The sequence below is a fragment of the Aeromonas sp. MR7 genome (genome assembly GCF_963899385.1).
Lineage (GTDB): Bacteria > Pseudomonadota > Gammaproteobacteria > Enterobacterales > Aeromonadaceae > Aeromonas > Aeromonas bestiarum.
The window spans coordinates 349,021-367,586 of sequence record NZ_CAWQXH010000021.1; the positions used below are offsets into that span (position 1 = coordinate 349,021).

An 18,566-nucleotide genomic window follows, 5' to 3' on the forward strand; every position below is an offset into this window, starting at 1 on the left:
CGGGGTACGGGCGGCTTGCAGCGCCTGGGGATCAATGCAGGGAAACAGGCAAGCGGACCCCGCCAATCAGGCCATCAGCATGCCCAAGCCACCGCCAAATGAAAATGCCCCGTTCAGGGTTTGGTGATGACCGCCACATCCGCGTGGGGAAACTCGACCTGCGCCTGCCAGCGGGCCGCCAGGGCGCGAAACGAGGCCTCGGCGAAGAAGACGATGTGAGTCGGATCGTGACGGTAGCGCCACTGCCTGAAGCGCTCGTCCCCCAGCACCCGCTGGGTCTGCAACACCAGGATGCCGCCGGGCTTGAGGCAGCCCCACAGCCTCTCCAGCACGGCGCGCGGGGTGGCAATGTGTTCGATCACCTCGGTACTAGTGATGAAGTCATACTGCCGCGTCAGCAGCTCGGGGAAGTCGGCATAGAACTTGTCGTAACCCGCCATCTGGTAGCCCGCCTCCCGCCCCATGGCGATCAGCGCCGGGCCCGGGCCGCAACCGAAGTCGAGGCCGCTGGCCGGCGGCGGCAGCCGGCTCAGCACCTCGCCGAAGGCCCGCATCAGAAAGCTGCGATAGCGGGGATCATCCACCTGGTTGTCGTGGCCGTCATAGACCGCCTTCTCGCGCTCGGGATCCAGGTGCTCGGCCGCATCCAGCCAGACCAGCTCGCAGGCCCGGCAGCGATGATACAGCTTGCCGGCCACCGGCAGCCCATAGGCATCGGTGGCACAGCAGAGCGGGCAGGATAAGGGGATCATGGCATCTTCTCTCGAAAGCGGGGGGCGGTCTGAAATGGCCGCAGCTTGCCTGCCTGTCTGCTGGCTGACAAGGTTTTTGTCCTGCCAATCGGATGGCTCGTTACAGCTTCGCTTCATTTTTCAGGACGTTACATCGCCCTGATACAAATTTTTTACCTCTTAAGGGTTTCTTAAGTTTGCCCCTTTAGTCTGACAGCAACAGATCAGAAGGAGCCATCCATGACCACAGACATTCAAGCCCCCTACCGTTTGGTACTGGCCGATACCCCGCAACAGGTCATGGCATTGCAGGCCTACATACAGGCGGCCTACAGCCAGGAGTTCAACGCCCGCATTCCCCATTTTCTGCCCTGCCTGCTCGGTCTCTACCGGGCAGACGGCATCTTGGTTGGCGCCTGCGGCCTCAAGTTGGCAAGTGATGAACGCCTCTATCTGGAACAGTATCTGGACCACCCCATAGAGGTCGCCATCGAGACAAGGCTGGGTGCCCCCGCCCGGCGAAATCGCATCGTAGAGGTGGGCAATCTCGCCTGCAGCGAACCGGGCAACGCCCGTCTGATGTTTGCTGCGCTCTGCCGCCTGCTGTGCGACAACGACCTCGATTATGTTGTGTTCACCGGCACAGCCCGGCTTCGCAACAGCTTCCATCGCCTCCACCTCACCCCGGTGGAGCTGGCCCCTGCCCAGGCCGACAAGGTGGGTGACGATGCCAGCGCCTGGGGCGCCTATTACCACTGCCAGCCCAAGGTGATGGTCGGGGATCTCGGCCAGGGACGGCAGGCACTGGCCCAGGGCAGCCTGCTGCTCTCCCTGCTGGCCCCCATGCCCTCCCTGTTCAACTGCCCGCACCGGAACGCCCTATGATGCTGTTTGACCAGATAGCCCATTTCGCCCGCCATGCCCCCCACAGCCCGGCCCTGAGTGGCGGCGAGCATAGGATCAGCTACCAACAGTTGTGGCTGCAGATGTCCGCCCTGGCCGAGCGTCTGCAGCAGGCCGGCATAGCCCGGCTGGCACTGCAATTGGACAACGGCCTGCCCTGGGCATTGATCGACTTGGCCTGCGCCAAGGCCGGCATAGTGGTGATCCCGGTTCCCCACTTCTTCAGCCCGGAGCAGCAGGCGTGGCTGCTGGAGAGCAGCGGCGCCGACGCCCTGATCGGCCCCCACCATCCCGGCTGGCAGGCCAGCGAGCCGCTGCAACTGGCGGTCGGCGAGCTGCCGCTGTGGCGCCGCACCCCTGCCAGTCTGCCGCCCCTGCCGGCCGGCACGGCCAAGATCACCTACACCTCCGGCAGCACGGGGCAGCCCAAAGGGGTCTGCCTGTCGCTGGCCCAGATGATGGCGGTCTGTGCGTCGCTGGCCGAGCGGGTCGCCCCGGCCAACGTTGAGAAACATCTGACCCTGCTGCCGCTCACCACACTGCTGGAAAACCTGACCGGCCTCTACGTACCGTTGCTCACCGGCGCCTGCAGCCGCATTCCCTCGCTGGGAGAGCTCGGCTTTGCCGGCTCCAGCAAGCTGGACCCGGCCACCCTGGCCCAGGCCCTGCTGCGCTGGCCCACCCACAGCCTGGTGCTGGTGCCCGAGCTGCTGCGCCTGCTGCTGGCCCTGTGCAGTGCCAACCCGGCGCTGGCCGAGCAGCTGGCCGGCCTGCGCTTCGTCGCTGTGGGCGGCGGCAAGGTCTCGCCCGAACTCATCAGCCGGGCCCGCAAGCTGGGGCTGCCTGTCTATGAAGGTTATGGCCTGTCGGAGTGCGGCTCCGTCGTGGCGCTCAACGGCCCGGATGGACACAGCCTGGGCAGCGTCGGCCAGCCACTGCCCCACTGCCGGGTATCGATCGCCGCCGACGGCGAGATCCTGGTGGAGGGGGCCGCCATGCTCGGCTATCTGGGCAGCGATGAACCTGTGCCAGAACTGGTCGCCACCGGCGATCTGGGCCACCTGGATGATGAGGGCTATCTGCACATCACGGGGCGCAAGAAGAACGTCCAGATCACCGCTTTTGGCCGCAACTTCTCCCCCGAGTGGATCGAGGCGGAAGCCCAGCTCTGTCCCGCCATCGCCCGCATCGTGATCTTCGGTGACGGCCAACCGGCCAACGTCGCCCTGATCCAGCCACTGCCCGGCGCCGACGCCCAGCTGGCCCAGCAGATCGAGCAGCTCAATCACCGCCTGCCAGACTATGCCCGTATCCATCACTGGCTGCCGGTGGCGCTGGATCAGCATCCGGAGCTGCTGACCGCCAACGGTCGCCCCCGCCGCGAGCGGATTTATCACCACTTTTCCCGGCAGATCAGCCAATGCCTTACAGGAGAAACCTCATGAGCTTCTATCAAGTGCTGCAACAAGCCACAGCCCCGGCCCGGGAGCATCTGTTCAAGGCCCCCATCATAGAGGCATGCCGCAAGGGGGAGATCTCCCGCGACATCTACCTGCGCTTCCTCGCCCAGGCCTTCTATCACGTGCGCCACACTGTGCCGCTCTTGATGGCCACTGGCGGCAAGCTGGGCCAGGAGTATGAATGGGTGCGCGGCGCCATTGCCGAGTACATCGACGAGGAGTACGGCCATCAGGAGTGGATCCTGAGCGACATCCGCGCCTGCGGCGGCGATGCCGAGGCGGTGCGCCACGGCCAGCCCGAGCTGCCCATCGAACTGATGGTGGCCTTTCTCTACGACCAGGTGCAGCGCGGCAACCCCATGGGCTTCTTCGGCATGGTGCAGGTGCTGGAAGGCACCAGCGTCGCCATCGCCCTGACAGTGGCCGATCAGCTGAAAACGGGTCTCGGCCTGCCCCCCCAGGCCATGAGCTACCTGAGCTCCCACGGCGCGCTGGATCAGGAGCACCTCAAGTTCTTCGAATCCCTGATGAACCGGGTGGAAGACCCGGCGGATCAGGCGGCCATCATTCACTCGGCCAGGGTGGTCTACCGCCTCTACGCCGACATGCTCTATCAACTGACGGAAAACCAGACATCATGAAGCTTGAAGGAAAACTCGTGCTGCTCACGGGCGCCAGCGGCGGGATCGGCGAAGCGCTGGCCCAGGAGCTGGCGGCCCAGGGGGCACACCTGTTGCTGCATGGACGCAGGGCCAGTGCGCTGGAGCGCCTCTGCAAGGAGCTGCCGCACCCGGAGCGCCACCAGACGGTGATCGCCGATCTGGGCTCGCCCCAGGAGCGGACCAGACTGCTGCAACATCCGGCGCTGGACGAGGGGCTGGACGTGCTGATCAACAACGCCGGCTGCAACCAGTTTGCCTGGCTGGAGGATCAGAGCAGCGAGCAGGTCGAGCGCCAGCTGCTGCTCAACGTCGAGGCGCCGATCCAGCTCACCCGCATGCTGCTGCCCCGCCTGCGCAAGCCGGCGGTGATCATGAACATAGGCTCCAGCTTCGGTGCCATCGGCTACGCCGGCTACAGCGTCTACTGCGCCAGCAAGTTCGCCCTGCGCGGCTTCAGCGAGGCGCTCGGCCGCGAGCTGGAGGGAACCGGCATCCAGGTGCTGCACTTTGCCCCCCGCGCCACCCGTACCCGCCTCAACTCAGAGGCAGCCTACGAGATGAATGCCGAGCTCGGCACTCACACCGACAGCCCGCAGGACGTGGCCGAGGAGGCCGTCATCGCCCTGTGCAACGAGACCCGCCGCAGCTGGCTCGGCTGGCCGGAGAAGCTGTTCGTGCGGCTCAACGCCCTGCTGCCCGGCCTGGTCGATCGGGCGCTGGCCAAGCAAAAACCCATCATAGAGCGCTATGCCCGCCACACGGCGCCCGGTGCCGGCAATCCGGGGCACTCCACTTCCGTCATGACAGAGAAGGAACGTTAAGATGAAGCACGCCACTTTCCGCCCCCGTTTCAGCCACGGCGCCCTCCTGCTGCTCATGCTGGGTTCAGGTCTGGCCCAGGCCGCCGACGCCCTGCCCGTCATCCAGCAGCAGTGGGCCGTCTGTCAGTATCAGCAGACCGGCAAGGCCAAGGAGAACTGCCTCGAGCAGTTGAGCAGTCAGGCCGATCAGGCCAGCGCCAAGGAGGCCTTTCGCACCGACCTGCTGATCTGGTCTGCCATCGTCAAGAGCACCTGGGCCGGCGCCAAGGGCGGGCTGGGGGCGCTGGGCCTGGTCAAGGAGGCCAAGGCCAAGCTGGAGATAGCCCTCAAGCAGGATCCCAAGGCGCTGGAAGGCTCCGCCTACACCAGCCTGGGCTCGCTCTACTATCAGGTGCCGGGCTGGCCGGTGGGCTTTGGCGATGACGAGAAGGCCGAGCAGCTGCTCAAGCAGGCGCTGCTCATCAACCCGACCGGCATAGATCCCAACTTCTTCTACGGCGACTTCCTGCTCGATCAGGGCCGCAAGGATGAAGCCAAAACCTATCTGGACAAGGCACTGGCGGCGCCGGACCGCCCCGGCCGCGAGCTGGCGGATCAGGGCCGTCGCATCGAGATCCGGGACCGCCTCGCCAAGCTATAAAAACAAGCCGGATCAAACAGCTATTTAAACTCTGCCCGCCCGCTTGCATACTGGTGGGCAGCGTCGTTTAAGGGGGGAGTGACTATGCGGATCCTGTTGGTCGAAGATGATGTGATGCTGGGTGATGGCATGGTGGATGCCCTGCGCAGCAGTGGCTACACGGTGGATTGGCTACAGCAGGGGCTGCCCGCCCTGTCGGTGCTCAAGAGCGAGGAGTTTGCGGCCCTTATTCTGGATCTCAACCTGCCGGATATCGACGGCATCAGCCTGCTGCGCAAGCTGCGCCGGGAAGGCCAGACACTGCCCGTGCTGATCCTCACCGCCCGCGACGCCCTGGACGACCGGGTACTGGGGCTGGATGCGGGCTCCGACGACTACATGGTCAAGCCCTTCGCCCTGCAGGAGCTCAACGCCCGCCTGCGCGCCCTGGTGCGACGCAGCAAGGGCCAGGCCCAGGCGATGCTGGAATATGGCGAGCTGCAGCTCTATCCCGAGTCTCAGCAGGTCATCTATCGGGGCGAGCCGGTCAAGCTGACCCCCCACGAATACAAGCTGTTGCAGGAACTCATCACCCAGAGCGGCCGGGTACTGAGCAAGGATCAGCTGCAACAGAGCCTCTACGGCTGGGATGAGGGCGCCGAAAGCAATGCGGTGGAGGTCCATATCCACCACCTGCGCAAGAAGTTCTACAGCGACCTCATCCGCAACATTCGCGGGGTCGGCTACATCATTCCCCAGCTTGAGCAGGCCCAACGCCGGGACGGCCGGGCATGACGAGTCCCCGCTCCATCCGCCGTTTTCTGCTCTCCGGCATACTGGCGCTGGTCAGCGTCAGCCTGGCCATCAGCGCCCTCATCGGCTATCTGGAGGCCAGCCACGAGATGGAGGAGCTGTTCGATGCCCGCCTCGCCCAGTCTTCCCGCATCACCAATCAGCTGCTCAGCCGTTATCTGGAGCAAAATGGCGAGCTGCCCGCCAACGGCACCGTCTACGAAGATTGGGAGCAACACAACCCGGATCAGTGGCAAAAGGACACCAGCCTCAATTTGAGCGGCGAAGACAGGGAGCTGACCCCCTTCGGCCACGAGTTCGAACGCAACCTCTACTTCCAGCTGCTGAACGAACAGGGCAGCATACTGCTGCGCTCCCCCAGCGCCCCCAGCCAGCCACTGGTCGAACTGGCGCCCGGCTTCAACACGGTCGAGAAAGACCAGCATCAGTGGCGCACCTTCACCCTCTACAACCGGGGCGAACATACCTGGCTGGTGGTGGCGGAGCGGGACGACGAGCGCAGCGAACTGGCCAGCAAGATGGCCACCCTGACCATGCTGCCGCTGCTCATCACCTTGCCCTTCCTGCTCGGCCTGCTGTGGTGGCTCATCTCCCGCGGCCTGGCACCGTTGCGACTGCTGGCCCAGGCCATAGGCGAACGCCACCCCGCCAACCTGAGCCCGCTCAACCTGAAGATCCGCGCCCAGGAGCTGACCCCGCTCACCAACGAGATCAACCGCCTGATGCACGCCCTGGCCGACACCATAGAGCGGGAGAAGCAGTTCACCAACGAGGCTGCCCACGAGCTGCGCACCCCGCTGGCCGTGCTGCGCATCCACAGCGAGAACGCGCTGGCCGCCGAGGATGACGCCAGCCGCGAGCAGTCGTTGCAAAAGATGCTGCTGGCGCTCGATCGCAGCGACCGCCTGCTGCGCCAGCTGCTGACCCAGGCCCGCATCGACAACCAGCAGGGGCTGGAGCTGACCGAGCTCAATCTGAACCAGCTGCTGCAAGGCACCCTGGCCACCCTGGCCCCCATAGCCCTGAAAAAGGATCAGCAGCTGTCGCTGGAGGGGGCGGAACCGCTCACCGTGATGGGGCAAGCCACCCTGCTGGAGCTGATGTTCAGCAACCTCATCGACAATGCGTTGCGCTACACCCCGGCCCTGGGCGAGATAGCGGTCGAGGTGCGGCACGAAGGCAACAGGGTCAGGGTCGATATCCGCGACAACGGCCCCGGCATCCCCACCGCCGCCCTGTCACGCTTGTGCGAGCGCTTCTTTCGGGTCAATCCCCAGCAGGGAGACGGCGTCGGTCTCGGCATGGCCATCGTCTCGCGCATCGCCCAGCTGCACGGCGCGGATCTGGACATCCACAACCGGCAAGAGGGAGGACTGGAGGTAAGCGTGCTGCTGCCCGTGCCGCCGCAGCCTTCTTCATGAAACCGCCTCGGCGCGCATGGAAAACGGGGGCCTGAGCCCCCGTTTCTGTTGTCTGCAGCGCCTCTGGTGCGACACCACTCAGCGGCAGCCGGGCTGCACAGTGAAGGTACGGCTCGAATCCACGGCCCCCAGATCCGCCAGCAGACGGCGACCGAGCAGCACCGGATAGATCATCTTGCTGCGATCCCGCAGGGTGAACCACTCCTCATACACCTTGTCACCCAGGCAGATGGCCATGGTGACCGTAGGCCTCTGCTCCATGCCGCCGGCGCCGCGTACCGTCACCATGTGCTCCACCGGCCGCTCCAGGGTCTGGCGCACAGGCTTGTCGGTGTTGGCATCCGTCACCTGCAGGGTAAAGCGCACCCAGGGTTTGCCATCGCGCTTGAAGTGGTGCAGATCCCGCGCATCCATCGAGGAGGTGAGCGCCCCGGTATCCAGCTTCATCTTCACCGCCACGCCGCTTGGCATGATGAGCCCCTTCTCGATCCAGCCATACACGGCGGGAGCCGAGGCTGCATGGGCAGCCCCCGGCAGGGAGAGGCAGGCCAGCAGCAACAGCGGCATCATTCGCGATCCAAACATGTCAGTTCCTCGTCCAGACAGGGCCCAGGCTGGCCCGAGAGGCCCAGAATGGGGATGCAAACGGCGGCTGTCAACTGGCGAAGCGCGGCGGCAGACGAGCTTGTTCTGCCCGCGTCGAAGGCGCGACATGGGCTGGTAAAAAGGCGTGATTGAGGAGTGTGTTCGCGGGGAGGTTCAGGCCGAAAAGCGGTGTTGGATGACACCCGAGGCTGCGCTCAGGTTGTGACGCCAAAGGCTAACACAATGATGAGTGAATTATCAGTCTTGTTCTGGCGGGATTTTTGCCTACACTGTTGTAAACCGGAGGCCATGAAAACCGCCGGTTTTTTTGCGCCTGCCGAAAATTGACCACTGCAAAAGTGACTTTCAACAAGGCTCAATAAGGAATTCGTCATGCGTATCGAAGAAGACTTGAAGCTCGGTTTCAAGGATGTTCTGTTCCGCCCCAAGCGCTCCACTCTCAAGAGCCGTTCCCAAGTCAGCCTGACCCGTCAGTTCACCTTCAAGCACACCCAGACTCAATGGCAGGGCGTTCCCGTCATCGCCGCCAACATGGATACCGTCGGCAGCTTCGCCATGGCCAGAACCCTGGCCGGTTTCGAGATGATGACCGCAGTCCACAAGCACTACAGCCTTGCGCAGTGGCAAGCCTTCGTGAACGAGACAGACCCGGCGCTGCTGGGCCATGTGATGGTATCGACCGGCACCTCCGAAGAGGACTTCATCAAGACCCGCCAGATCCTGGCCATGTCGGCAGCCCTGCGCTTCATCTGCGTGGACGTGGCCAACGGCTACTCCCAACACTTCGTCGAGTTCCTGCGCAAAATACGTGAAGCCTGCCCGAACCACGTCATCCTGGCCGGCAACGTGGTCACCGGCGAGATGGTGGAGGAGCTGATCCTCTCCGGCGCCGACATCGTCAAGGTCGGCATAGGCCCGGGCTCTGTCTGCACCACCAGGGTCAAGACAGGGGTCGGCTACCCCCAGCTCTCCGCCATCATAGAGTGCGCCGATGCGGCCCACGGCCTCGGTGGCCAGATCGTCGGTGACGGCGGCTGCACCTGCCCGGGTGACGTGGCCAAAGCCTTCGGCGGCGGCGCCGACTTCGTGATGCTGGGCGGCATGCTGGCAGCCCACGAGGAGTGCGGCGGCGAGGTGGTGGACGTGGATGGTACCCCCTTCATGAAGTTCTACGGCATGAGCTCATCGAGCGCCATGGACAAGCACGCCGGCGGCGTCGCCGACTATCGTGCCTCAGAAGGCAAAACCGTGCTGCTGCCCTACCGCGGCCCGGTCGAGAACACGGTGCGCGACATCCTGGGCGGTGTGCGCTCCACCTGCACCTACGTCGGCGCCAGCCAGCTCAAAGAGCTGACCAAACGCACCACCTTTATCCGGGTGCGCGAGCAAGAGAACAACGTCTACGGCAAGGAGTAACCTGCCGCAGCCACCGTCACGCGCTGACGGTTAGAAGCCAGCCAACCGGTGTGCTACCCTGCGCACCGGTTTTTTTGCATCTGGATGCCCTGACATGACCAGCCCCCTCCCCCCGTTTGACTGGGATATCTTCTGCTGCGTAGTGGACAACTTCGGCGACATAGGTGTCACCTGGCGGCTGGCCCGCCAGCTGGAGCGGGAAGGGCATGTCCCGACCCACGTTAGCGAAGCAGAAGAAGGGCAAGGACTGGCCCACGGCAGTGAAGCAAACGTCAGGCTCTGGGTGGACGATCTGGCGAGCTTCGCCCGCATCTGCCCGGGACTCGATCCCGCGTTGGATGGCCAGTGGGTCGCGGGCATCTATATCCAGCACTGGCACGACGCGCTGCCGGCGGATGTGATCCCGGCAAAGGTGGTCATAGAGGCGTTCGCCTGCGAACTGCCCGCTCCCTTCATCGAGCGCATGGCCAGCCAGTCCAAGCCCCCCTGCTGGATCAATCTGGAGTACCTCTCGGCCGAGAGCTGGGTCGAGGATTGCCACGGCCTCGCCTCGCCGCAACGTCTCGTTAACCAGAGCCTCGGCAATCTGAGCCTCAACAAATACTTCTTCTTCCCGGGCTTCACCCCTAAAACCGGCGGCCTCTTGTGCGAGCGGGGGCTCATCGCCGAACGTGAACAGTGGCAGCAGGATGAAGCTGGCCTTTCAGCCTATTGGGCCGGCCTGGGCCTGCCACCTCAAGCGAACGACGAGCTGAGGGTCAGCCTCTTTACCTACGAGAGCGACGCGCTGCTGAGTCTGGTCAACAGCTGGTGCCAGAGCCCAACCCCCGTCACCCTGCTGCTGCCCCTCGGCCGCTCCCTCGATGACGTGCTGCGCGGCGCCGGCCTTGAAAGCGCCATCGCCACCGCACAAGCGGGGGACCTGCTGCATTCGGGCAATCTGCGCATCAAGCTGCTGCCCATGACAGATCAGGCCGGCTACGATCGGCTGCTGTGGAGCTGCGATCTCAATCTGGTGCGCGGCGAGGACTCTTTCGTGCGGGCCCAGTGGGCCGGTCGCCCCTTCCTGTGGCACATCTACCCGCAGGAAGAGCAGGCCCACATGGTCAAGCTGGACGGTTTTCTCGATCACTATCTGGCAGACTTGCCCGCGGATGCGGCCCAGTGGCTGCGCGCCTTCAGCCACGCCCTCAATCAGGGGGAAGAGACCCGCGAACTTTGGGCCCAATGGCCGCGATACGGTGCCATTTGGCGGCAACATGCGCGAAGCTGGTCACAGAAGCCACTCGCGGACGGGGATCTCGTCACGCGGTTGGTGAAATTTTTAGAAAGCCGTATATAATCTGGCAGTTTTTATCCGTCCGTTTCACGAACAGGAATTTTTTACATGAAAACCGCACAGGAAATCCGCGCTGGTAACGTAGTCATGATCGGCACCGAGCCGATGGTGGTCCAGAAGGCTGAGTTCAACAAATCCGGCCGTAACTCCGCCGTGGTCAAGATGAAACTGAAGGGTCTGCTCAACGGTAGCGCGACCGAGACCGTATTCAAGGCCGACGACAAGCTGGACGTGGTTCAGCTGGAGCGTAAAGAGTGCACCTACTCTTACTTCTCCGACCCTCTGTATGTCTTCATGGACACCGAGTACAACCAGCATGACGTCGAGAAAGACAACCTGGGTGACGTGCTGAACTACCTGGTAGACGGCATGGAAGACATCTGCGAAGTGACTTTCTACAACGAGAAAGCCATCTCCGTCGAACTGCCGACCACTATCGTGCGTGAAGTCGAGTACACAGAGCCGGCCGCCCGTGGCGACACCTCAGGCAAAGTGACCAAGCCTGCCCGTCTGAAGGGCACCACCTACGAGCTGGCCGTTGCCGCCTTCGTAGAGATCGGTGACAAGATCGAAATCGACAGCCGCACCGGCGAATTCAAGCGTCGCATCTCCTGATCGACCCCTTGAGTTGAATGCAAAAAAGCGAGCCAATGGCTCGCTTTTTTATTGATGCCATACCCGCGCTTCAGAAAACCGGCCCTGTGCCGCTAACCCAGTTAACCGGGGAGCGCACTATGGCCAGATTATCCTTATCACTGCTGTTACTGACCCTGCTGGCAAGCAACCCCTTGCAGGCCAGCGATGTCGCGCCCCCCGTCGCCGAGCCACAGCCCCTCGACTACTGGCAAAACAGCGACTGGCAGGGGCTGCCCAACAGCACCCAGATAGACAAGCAGACTGTGCTGTTTGCCAAGCACGACAGCGACAGCTATGTCGGGCTGGCGATCCTGCTGCCGGACTGGCAGCGCAGCGGCCAGCTGTGGCAGCTGACCCGGGCCCTCGGCCGGCTCGGCTTCGATACCCTGCTGCTGCTCCCCTCCCCCCAGCAGATTGAGCTGGATCCCGCCGCCGAGAAGAAACAGCAGGCCATCGATGACTTTCGCAAGCAGTTTGCCACCCGCATCAGCAAGCTGGGGGACGCCAAGCTGCAGGAGGGGGGCTTCAAGCTGATACTGGCGCAGGGCACCAGCGCTGCCTGGGCCACCAACCTCATTGCCAGTGAACAGTTGCCCGCCCCGGATGCCCTGGTGCTGCTGGACGGCTTCTTCCCCAACCAGCAGAGCAATCAGACCCTGGCCAAGCAAGTGGCCCAGGCCACCATGCCAACCCTGGATCTCTATCAGGAAGCGGGCGGCCGCTGGCCTCTGCTCGCCGCCGAGGCCCGCCAGAGCGAGAGCCGCCGCAGCCACAAGCTCAACTACCGTCCCTACGCCCTGATGGAGCTGGATGAGACGCCAACCCGCATTCAGGGCTGGCTCACCCACCTCGGCTGGCTCTGAGCCCAGCCGCAGCACCAAAATGCTGCCTGCCTCACATCCGTCGCGATCAGATCGCCGCTGTGCCCGTTCGGACTGGCCCCCGAGTGCCCATGTTTGGCATCATGTCCGCACCAATGGCAGGAGGCGTCATGCAGCAAATTGTGTTTCTCGACAGCGATACCCTGGATGCGGGTGTCACCCTGCACCATCCCGGCTTCCCGCACCACTGGCAGAGCCATCCGAGCACAGATCCCGAACAGGTGGTGGAGCGGCTCCAGTGCGCCAGCATCGCCATCATCAACAAGGTGCGCATCGGCGCCACCGAGCTGGCCCAGTTGCCGGATCTGAGACTCATCGCCCTGGCTGCCACCGGCAGCGACAACGTGGATCTGGAGGCATGCCGCGCCGCCGGGGTCGGGGTGTGCAACATCCGCAACTACTCGGGCCCCTCGGTGCCGGAGCACGCCATGGCGCTGATGCTGGCCCTGTCGCGCAATTTGTTCGCCTGGCGCCAGTCCCTGCTGGAGGGGCGCTGGCAGCAGAGCGGCCAGTTCTGCTTCTTCGATCACCCCATCATGGATCTGCACGGCAAGCGGCTCGGCATCATAGGCAAGGGCACCCTGGGCCAGGCGCTCGGCGAGCGGGCCAGGGGGATCGGCATGGAGGTGCGCTACGCCCAGAGCCAGGTGGGGGCCAGTCACGATGAGGATCGGCTGCCGCTGGACGCGCTGCTGCAAAGCGCGGATGTGATCAGCCTGCACTGCCCGCTCACCCCCTATAACCGCCATCTGATAGGCGAGCGGGAGCTGGCGCTGATGAAACCGGGCGCCCTGCTGATCAACGTGGGTCGCGGCGGCCTGGTGGATGAAGAGGCCTTGCTGCGGGCACTGGCCAACGGTCGGCTCGGTGGCGCCGGCTTCGATGTGGCGAGCGTCGAGCCGCCGCCCCCCGATCACCCGCTGATGCAGGCCCTGCAATACCCCAACTTCATCCTGACCCCGCACGTGGCCTGGGCCAGCGAGGAGTCGATGCAGCGCCTCGCGGATCAGCTGATCGACAACATCAACGCCTTCGCCGAGGGACGGCGCCAGCACCGGCTGGTCTGAGTCACACCATGCAAAAAGGGGCCTGTTGGCCCCTTTTGTCTATGCTCGCCACCATGGCGCGCCAGCCAGCACGGCTGACATCAGTCATCGTCGTGCCATCTGTGTTTCTTGTGCTTCTTGTGTTTCTTGTGGTGCCTGTGCTCATCGTCGTAGTAGCGATCGTTGCTGCTCTTGTGACCGTCTCCCGTCTTGGCACCTATGGCCGAGCCGCTGGCGCCGCCGATGCCGGCACCGATCAGCTGACCCGTGCTGCCTCCCACGCTCTTGCCGATGGCCGCTCCACCCAGGGCACCGACGGCGCCCCCCAGGGCGGCTTCATTCTTGTTGCCCTTGTTGGCGGTGGCGGCGCCACCGGCCGCACCACCGACTGCCGCTCCCACCAGGGCGCCGGTATCGCCCCCCAGCTCCTTGCCTATCATGGTGCCCGCCACGCCACCGGCACCGCCGCCGAGTATGGTGTTGAGGGTTTCCGAGGCCTGCACTGCGCCGCTCGCCAGCAACAGGGAGCCCAACAGGGCCAGGGCGCTCATGCCGTGCTTTTTCATCTCCATGGGGTACTCCTGCCAAACCTGATTAATTTCCCCGAACTATACAATTCCCGACAAACGGCGCCACTGTCGCAGGAGAGCGACACACAGCCCCATTCACCTCGTCCAGGCTGACAAGTTGATTTGTAACACATTGAATTTATTTGCCAAAAAAGCACAAGAAGGAAACCGTATGCAGAAGGGGTCCAAGGTTGGCCGAGCGACGGAGATCACTTAACCGTTATCGCTCTGACAGGATCTGTCAGCACCCTCGCCCTGTCGGTTCCGCTCTGTCAGCGACCAGCAGTCGCGCCCCAGCCGCTTGCTCCGATAGAGACACTCGTCGGCCCGCTCGAACAGAAAGAGGGCATCATCCGGATAGTGGGCACCGCCCGCACTCAGGGTGACCTCTGCCCTGAACTCCCGCCACTGCTGATTGCGTACCCGGGCCAGCAGCTGGTTCAGCCGGGGCTCCAGCTCATGGCGCGTCCACGGCAGCAGGGCAGCAAACTCGTCCCCCCCGATCCGGTAGGCGCTGCCGCTGCCAAGCTCGGCCACCATCAGCTCAGCCACCCGGCAGAGCACGCCATCCCCCACGCTGTGGCCCCAGCTGTCGTTGATGCATTTGAAATTGTCCACATCGAACAGCACCAGCCAGTGGGGCGTCCGATTTGCTTCCAGCTCGCTGCGGCGCTGGGTAAAGGCGCGCCGGTTCATGATGCCGGTGAGGGGATCGTGCAGCAGCGCATCCTGTCCCTGCAGGAAGCTGGTGCGGACCTGCTCTATCTCGCTGAGGCTGTTGCGTACAAACCAGGTTTTCAGATGGAGCGAAGGCTTGGGACAACAGGGTGCTTGCACTATGCCGGTCAGCGAACCCGAGACCAGCGCCTGCTCCTGACGGAACACCCGCACCAGAAAATTGATGCTGCAAAACCAGATAATGAAGAGGGAGAGCAGCGGCAACACCACCATCAGCAGGGCCTCGTAGAGACTGTCACGAAACAGGGCGGGAGGCAGATAGATGTTGAGGTCCCAGTCTATGTCCTCCAGCTCGCGCCTCAGGTGGCTGCCATGCCAGATCACATCCAGCCCCAGCAGATGGGGCTCTGCCGTCGCGTGGGCCCTGTCATAGAGCACCATCTTGCTGCCCACCAGCAGCCGGTTGCTGCCCCGCTGGCTGAGGTAGATGGCCGCCTGGTTGCTGCCCATGGCCCGTTGCAGCGCCTGCTGAATGGCGTTGAACGACATGTCCACCATCAAGAGGCCGAGCAGCTTGCCCTCATCATCCTTCACCCGCTTGATCAGGGTGAGGATGCGCTCGTGGGAACTGTACTCCTGATAGGGGCCAAACCAGACCAGCTCGTCCCCTTTCATCGACAACACCCGGTACCAGGGACGCAGGGCGGCGCTGTATTCGGCTGGCTGTTCCCAGAGGGGATAACTGCTGATCCGATCGAAGCGGGAGTTGTAGAAGTAGATGTAGTGATCGTCCCGCTTGATCTGATGGGCTATGGCCCAGATCGGGTTGTCGGCGGGCTCGCCACGGGCGATGGCGGCCTTGTCCAGCGATGCCTCCAGCACGGCCAGCTGACGCTGGTTGGCCAGCACCAGCTCGTGAATGAGCGCCGCCTCTATGGAGGAGATCATGTGACCGTAACCGGCCATCGTCTTGTCTATGCTGCGCAGATAACTGACCGCAGCCAGGGTCAGGGTGGCGACCAGCACCAGAGCGCCCAGCAGGAAGGAGCACGAGGTCAACACATAGTAGCGCCGGTTGAGCACCCACTGGATCATCATAGCTCCCTGAAAACAGCCGACGTGACAGGATTTTATGGTGAATATGCCGGATTAATCATTGATTGAAATCAGCTGAATGAGGGCTAGTTGACAAGAAACATAAAAACATGAGACGGCTCATCCAGACCGCTCATATGAATATCCACAAAAAGTAAAAACAGTGACCACTGTGCGTTGACGGTTCAGCGGGAAGGGGGTGTTATAGTCTATAGCTTGAACAATCGGAGCCGGATGGCCTTCTTGCTGGCCGCCGAATGCGATTTTCTGTCAAACCAAGGAGATGTTATGAGCAGTCCGTTTATCGAACAGATCAAAGTACGTCGTACCATCTATGCCCTGGGCGACCAGGTCTCCCACACGCCGGAGCAGCTCACGGCCCTGATCCAGGATGCCATCAAGCACAGCCCCTCCTCCTTCAACTCCCAAACCTCCCGTGCCGTCATTTTGTTTGGCGCCCAGCACCACAAGCTGTGGGATATCGTCAAGGCGGAGCTGAAGAAGATAGTGCCGCCAGAGGCCTATGCCCAGAGCGAAGCCAAGGTGGATGGCAGCTTCCGCGCCGGTTTCGGTACTGTGCTCTTCTTCGAAGACACGGATGTGATCAAGGATCTGCAACAGAAGTTCGCCCTCTATGCCGACAACTTCCCCATCTGGTCCGAACACGGCACGGGTATCGCCCAGTTTGCGGTCTGGACCAGCCTGGCACAGGAAGGGGTTGGTGCTTCCCTGCAGCACTACAACCCGCTGATCGACGAAGCGGTGCGCAAGGAGTGGAATCTGCCCGCGAGCTGGCTGCTGCGCGCCCAGATGCCCTTTGGCAGCATCAAGCAGCCGGCCGGTGACAAGACCTTCATGGACGACGCAGTGCGTTTTCGCGTCTTCAAGTAACCCGACTCGTCATCCCAAGCCCCCGCTCGCCGGGGGCTTTTTGTTGGCGGCGCCCCATCAGATCAGCAGCGTCACCTGCAACGCGCCCTCAGCCCCATCACCCACACTCACCTGGCGCCAATCCTGGATCACCGCCGCCACGGCCGGATCGAGCCGCCGGTTGCCACCGACCTGCACCACGGTGCAACCGGCCCGCAGGGCACTCTCTATGCCAGCCGGTGCATCCTCGAACACCAGACAGTCGGCCGGGGCAACCCCGAGCCGCGTCGCGGCCAGCAGATAGGGCTCGGGATCCGGCTTGCCCCGCATCACGTCTTCCGCCCCTACCAGCAGGGCCGGCAGTGGCAGACCTGCGCTCGCCAGCCGATGGCGGGCGACCCTCTGACTGGCGGAGGTCACCAGTGCCCAACGTCCGGCGGGCACGCTGGCCAGCACGGCCCGGCACCCCATGATGGCCTCGCCGCGTCCCGTGTGATGGATCTCCAGCTCATCGAGCAGGGCCACCTCCTGCGCCATGTCCAGCTGAGGTGCCAGGGCCCGGATCACCTCCCGCGAGCGCAGGCCGTGACACATGGCCAGCACGGGCTCGGGCGCCAGCTGATGACGTCGACACCAGAGCCGCCACACGGTTTCCACCTCGCCGGTGGAGTGAACCAGGGTGCCGTCCATGTCCAGCAGCAGGGCGGCGGCCCGCAGGGTGAGCCGGGTCATGACGGGGCTCCAGCCAGCACGGGCTCAGCCCCTGCCAGCACGCTGGCGAGGGCCGACTGCTGGGCCGCCTGCTCATAACAGGCCAGCGCCTGCTCGGCATTGCCCGCCCAGACCTGCTGAGGGGCCACCACAAATCCCTGTTGCAGCAGGCTCGCCAGCAGCTCTCCCGTTTCCGGCGCCGCCAGAGGCTGGGCCATCACCAGGGTTCCCTTGATCAAAAACAGATAGCGTTCGCTAGACATGACATGGCTCCTCGTTGTGCGTCAGGCGGGCAGATGGCCCGTTACGAGACCATTAGAACAAGGCGGTTAGATAATTTATAATCAATAAATCGCCACATTGGATAACCAAACGGAATGAAATTCGACTTGAGGCAACTGCAGGCGTTCGTGATGCTGGCCGAGACCGCCAACTACCGGGAGGCCGCCAGCCGGCTGTTCATCACCCAGCCGGCACTGACCAAGCAGATCCAGGGGCTGGAGCTGGCGCTCGGCAGCACGCTGTTCAACCGGGGGCGTCACGGCGCCGAACTGACCGCCATGGGGGCACAGCTGCTCACCCAGGCCAGCGCACTGGTCGAACACGGCAAGGGGTTTGAGCGCCACGCCCTGGCGCTGGCGAGCGGCATAGCCGGGCGGCTCAAGATTGGCTTCGGGCTGTCGAGCTTCGCGCTGGCCCCTTCGCTGGTTGCCCGTTTCAAGCAGCAGGTACCCGATGTGATGGTGCACCTGCAGGACATGACCTCCGCCATCCAGCACGAGCGCTTGCTGTCGGGTCAGTTGCAGCTGGGGTTCATGCGCCGGCCGCACGCGCCGCAACTGCGGGAGCACAGGCTGCTGACCGACCGGCTGGTGCTGGCCGTGCCCAGCCAGATGACGGGGCCGGATCCGGCTGCGTTCGATGTGGAGTGGGCACTGGCCCATCAGCCACTGCTGCAGATGGTCGGCCACCGCTGCCCGGGTCTCAGCCAGCAGATCGCCAGCTTCCTCGGCGCCAACCGGCTGACCGGCATGGTGCAGGAGGCGGAAGATATCCAGACCCTGGTCGCCCTGGTCGCCGCCGGCATAGGCAACGCCATATTGCCGCGCAGCGTCAGCTTCATTGCGGGCCAGGATGTCACCCTCTACCCCTTGTCCGGCCCCTGGTCAGAATGGGAAATCAGCCTGGTCTGGAACCCGGCATTTGCCGATCCCATCCGCGATCGTTTCCTGCAACTGGTCATGGCGGCGCATCCCACGCCATGCTCGGCCGTGCCCGAGCGCTGAGGC

General features: G+C 63.6%; 20 protein-coding genes. 14 read left to right on the plus strand and 6 right to left on the minus strand.

Annotated elements, in window-relative coordinates; translation table 11 throughout:
* Positions 1-113 precede the first annotated feature (113 nt).
* Positions 114-752 carry a class I SAM-dependent methyltransferase gene (locus tag AACW87_RS13370; protein WP_241325191.1) on the minus strand — a complete coding sequence of 213 codons (639 nt, stop codon included), beginning with the start codon at positions 750-752 and terminating at the stop codon, positions 114-116.
* A 219-nt stretch (positions 753-971) separates the two neighbouring features.
* On the opposite strand from AACW87_RS13370, the gene AACW87_RS13375 reads away from it, so the two are divergent.
* The 7 genes from AACW87_RS13375 to AACW87_RS13405 all read left to right on the plus strand — a co-directional run bounded on the left by AACW87_RS13375 (position 972) and on the right by AACW87_RS13405 (position 7,430).
* On the plus strand, positions 972-1,616 hold the full coding sequence (locus AACW87_RS13375) for a thermostable hemolysin (RefSeq protein WP_241325192.1): 645 nt from the start codon (positions 972-974) through the stop codon (positions 1,614-1,616).
* Positions 1,613-3,079 (plus strand): AMP-dependent synthetase/ligase, encoded by a 1,467-nt coding sequence (locus AACW87_RS13380; protein ID WP_241325193.1) that lies wholly within the window; start codon positions 1,613-1,615, stop codon positions 3,077-3,079. The genes AACW87_RS13375 and AACW87_RS13380 overlap by 4 nt, the downstream gene beginning before the upstream one ends.
* Positions 3,076-3,735, plus strand: coding sequence for a TenA family transcriptional regulator (locus AACW87_RS13385; protein ID WP_241325194.1), 660 nt, complete (start codon positions 3,076-3,078; stop codon positions 3,733-3,735). The genes AACW87_RS13380 and AACW87_RS13385 overlap by 4 nt, the downstream gene beginning before the upstream one ends.
* The gene (locus AACW87_RS13390; protein ID WP_241325195.1) at positions 3,732-4,577 is read left to right on the plus strand and encodes an SDR family oxidoreductase; all 846 of its coding nucleotides are present in this window, start codon (positions 3,732-3,734) and stop codon (positions 4,575-4,577) included. The genes AACW87_RS13385 and AACW87_RS13390 overlap by 4 nt, the downstream gene beginning before the upstream one ends.
* 1 nt (position 4,578) lies before the next feature.
* Complete coding sequence (locus AACW87_RS13395; protein ID WP_241325196.1) at positions 4,579-5,217, plus strand: tetratricopeptide repeat protein; 639 nt, start codon at positions 4,579-4,581, stop codon at positions 5,215-5,217.
* Positions 5,218-5,301: 84 nt separating this feature from the next.
* Positions 5,302-5,991: a response regulator gene (locus tag AACW87_RS13400; RefSeq protein ID WP_043555117.1), complete on the plus strand. Its 690-nt coding sequence runs from the start codon at positions 5,302-5,304 to the stop codon at positions 5,989-5,991.
* On the plus strand, positions 5,988-7,430 hold the full coding sequence (locus tag AACW87_RS13405; RefSeq protein ID WP_241325197.1) for an ATP-binding protein: 1,443 nt from the start codon (positions 5,988-5,990) through the stop codon (positions 7,428-7,430). Before AACW87_RS13400 ends, AACW87_RS13405 begins: the two co-directional genes overlap by 4 nt.
* Before the next feature lie 78 nt (positions 7,431-7,508).
* On the opposite strand, the gene rloA3 is transcribed toward AACW87_RS13405, so the two are convergent.
* Entirely contained in the window at positions 7,509-8,015 is a 507-nt protein-coding gene (rloA3, locus tag AACW87_RS13410) for a retropepsin-like aspartic peptidase RloA3 (protein WP_241325198.1), read from the minus strand.
* A 393-nt stretch (positions 8,016-8,408) separates the two neighbouring features.
* Between rloA3 and AACW87_RS13415 the strand changes: the two genes are divergently transcribed.
* The 5 genes from AACW87_RS13415 to AACW87_RS13435 all read left to right on the plus strand — a co-directional run bounded on the left by AACW87_RS13415 (position 8,409) and on the right by AACW87_RS13435 (position 13,375).
* A complete protein-coding gene (locus tag AACW87_RS13415) occupies positions 8,409-9,452 on the plus strand; it encodes a GMP reductase (protein WP_042867634.1) in 1,044 nt (347 codons plus the stop codon).
* Positions 9,453-9,546: 94 nt separating this feature from the next.
* Positions 9,547-10,794 carry an elongation factor P maturation arginine rhamnosyltransferase EarP gene (gene earP / locus AACW87_RS13420; protein ID WP_241325199.1) on the plus strand — a complete coding sequence of 416 codons (1,248 nt, stop codon included), beginning with the start codon at positions 9,547-9,549 and terminating at the stop codon, positions 10,792-10,794.
* A 45-nt stretch (positions 10,795-10,839) separates the two neighbouring features.
* Positions 10,840-11,406 (plus strand): elongation factor P, encoded by a 567-nt coding sequence (efp, locus tag AACW87_RS13425; RefSeq protein WP_042867629.1) that lies wholly within the window; start codon positions 10,840-10,842, stop codon positions 11,404-11,406.
* 119 nt (positions 11,407-11,525) lie between these two features.
* Entirely contained in the window at positions 11,526-12,290 is a 765-nt protein-coding gene (locus AACW87_RS13430) for a DUF3530 family protein (RefSeq protein ID WP_103470965.1), read from the plus strand.
* Between the two features lie 128 nt (positions 12,291-12,418).
* A complete protein-coding gene (locus AACW87_RS13435) occupies positions 12,419-13,375 on the plus strand; it encodes a D-2-hydroxyacid dehydrogenase (protein WP_241325200.1) in 957 nt (318 codons plus the stop codon).
* A gap of 80 nt (positions 13,376-13,455) precedes the next feature.
* Here the strand turns inward: AACW87_RS13435 and AACW87_RS13440 are convergent, their stop codons facing one another.
* On the minus strand, positions 13,456-13,926 hold the full coding sequence (locus AACW87_RS13440; protein ID WP_043555106.1) for a YMGG-like glycine zipper-containing protein: 471 nt from the start codon (positions 13,924-13,926) through the stop codon (positions 13,456-13,458).
* A 210-nt stretch (positions 13,927-14,136) separates the two neighbouring features.
* Entirely contained in the window at positions 14,137-15,696 is a 1,560-nt protein-coding gene (locus AACW87_RS13445) for a sensor domain-containing diguanylate cyclase (RefSeq protein ID WP_241325201.1), read from the minus strand.
* Positions 15,697-15,984: 288 nt separating this feature from the next.
* Here AACW87_RS13445 and AACW87_RS13450 point away from each other — a divergent pair, with 288 nt between their 5' ends.
* Positions 15,985-16,587, plus strand: a complete 603-nt coding sequence (locus AACW87_RS13450; RefSeq protein WP_103470961.1) for a nitroreductase family protein — start codon at positions 15,985-15,987, stop codon at positions 16,585-16,587.
* Between the two features lie 57 nt (positions 16,588-16,644).
* Here AACW87_RS13450 and AACW87_RS13455 read toward each other — a convergent pair whose 3' ends face one another.
* Positions 16,645-17,298: an HAD-IA family hydrolase gene (locus AACW87_RS13455; RefSeq protein ID WP_103470960.1), complete on the minus strand. Its 654-nt coding sequence runs from the start codon at positions 17,296-17,298 to the stop codon at positions 16,645-16,647.
* Positions 17,295-17,540, minus strand: coding sequence for a hypothetical protein (locus AACW87_RS13460; RefSeq protein ID WP_043135721.1), 246 nt, complete (start codon positions 17,538-17,540; stop codon positions 17,295-17,297). Before AACW87_RS13460 ends, AACW87_RS13455 begins: the two co-directional genes overlap by 4 nt.
* A gap of 114 nt (positions 17,541-17,654) precedes the next feature.
* Between AACW87_RS13460 and AACW87_RS13465 the strand changes: the two genes are divergently transcribed.
* Entirely contained in the window at positions 17,655-18,563 is a 909-nt protein-coding gene (locus tag AACW87_RS13465; RefSeq protein WP_043555101.1) for a LysR family transcriptional regulator, read from the plus strand.
* The last annotated feature ends 3 nt before the right edge of the window (positions 18,564-18,566 follow it).

Bases quoted from the DNA above. Each gene is read 5' to 3' on its own strand.
- AACW87_RS13450 (WP_103470961.1), top strand. From the start codon at position 15,985: ATGAGCAGTCCGTTTATCGAACAGATCAAAGTACGTCGTACCATCTAT.
- AACW87_RS13390 (WP_241325195.1), top strand. From the start codon at position 3,732: ATGAAGCTTGAAGGAAAACTCGTGCTGCTCACGGGCGCCAGCGGCGGG.
- rloA3 (WP_241325198.1), bottom strand. From the start codon at position 8,015: ATGTTTGGATCGCGAATGATGCCGCTGTTGCTGCTGGCCTGCCTCTCC.
- AACW87_RS13465 (WP_043555101.1), top strand. From the start codon at position 17,655: ATGAAATTCGACTTGAGGCAACTGCAGGCGTTCGTGATGCTGGCCGAG.
- earP (WP_241325199.1), top strand. From the start codon at position 9,547: ATGACCAGCCCCCTCCCCCCGTTTGACTGGGATATCTTCTGCTGCGTA.
- AACW87_RS13375 (WP_241325192.1), top strand. From the start codon at position 972: ATGACCACAGACATTCAAGCCCCCTACCGTTTGGTACTGGCCGATACC.
- AACW87_RS13370 (WP_241325191.1), bottom strand. From the start codon at position 752: ATGATCCCCTTATCCTGCCCGCTCTGCTGTGCCACCGATGCCTATGGG.
- AACW87_RS13455 (WP_103470960.1), bottom strand. From the start codon at position 17,298: ATGACCCGGCTCACCCTGCGGGCCGCCGCCCTGCTGCTGGACATGGAC.
- AACW87_RS13445 (WP_241325201.1), bottom strand. From the start codon at position 15,696: ATGATCCAGTGGGTGCTCAACCGGCGCTACTATGTGTTGACCTCGTGC.
- AACW87_RS13435 (WP_241325200.1), top strand. From the start codon at position 12,419: ATGCAGCAAATTGTGTTTCTCGACAGCGATACCCTGGATGCGGGTGTC.
- AACW87_RS13395 (WP_241325196.1), top strand. From the start codon at position 4,579: ATGAAGCACGCCACTTTCCGCCCCCGTTTCAGCCACGGCGCCCTCCTG.
- AACW87_RS13415 (WP_042867634.1), top strand. From the start codon at position 8,409: ATGCGTATCGAAGAAGACTTGAAGCTCGGTTTCAAGGATGTTCTGTTC.
- AACW87_RS13380 (WP_241325193.1), top strand. From the start codon at position 1,613: ATGATGCTGTTTGACCAGATAGCCCATTTCGCCCGCCATGCCCCCCAC.
- AACW87_RS13405 (WP_241325197.1), top strand. From the start codon at position 5,988: ATGACGAGTCCCCGCTCCATCCGCCGTTTTCTGCTCTCCGGCATACTG.
- AACW87_RS13385 (WP_241325194.1), top strand. From the start codon at position 3,076: ATGAGCTTCTATCAAGTGCTGCAACAAGCCACAGCCCCGGCCCGGGAG.
- AACW87_RS13440 (WP_043555106.1), bottom strand. From the start codon at position 13,926: ATGGAGATGAAAAAGCACGGCATGAGCGCCCTGGCCCTGTTGGGCTCC.
- AACW87_RS13430 (WP_103470965.1), top strand. From the start codon at position 11,526: ATGGCCAGATTATCCTTATCACTGCTGTTACTGACCCTGCTGGCAAGC.
- AACW87_RS13460 (WP_043135721.1), bottom strand. From the start codon at position 17,540: ATGTCTAGCGAACGCTATCTGTTTTTGATCAAGGGAACCCTGGTGATG.
- AACW87_RS13400 (WP_043555117.1), top strand. From the start codon at position 5,302: ATGCGGATCCTGTTGGTCGAAGATGATGTGATGCTGGGTGATGGCATG.
- efp (WP_042867629.1), top strand. From the start codon at position 10,840: ATGAAAACCGCACAGGAAATCCGCGCTGGTAACGTAGTCATGATCGGC.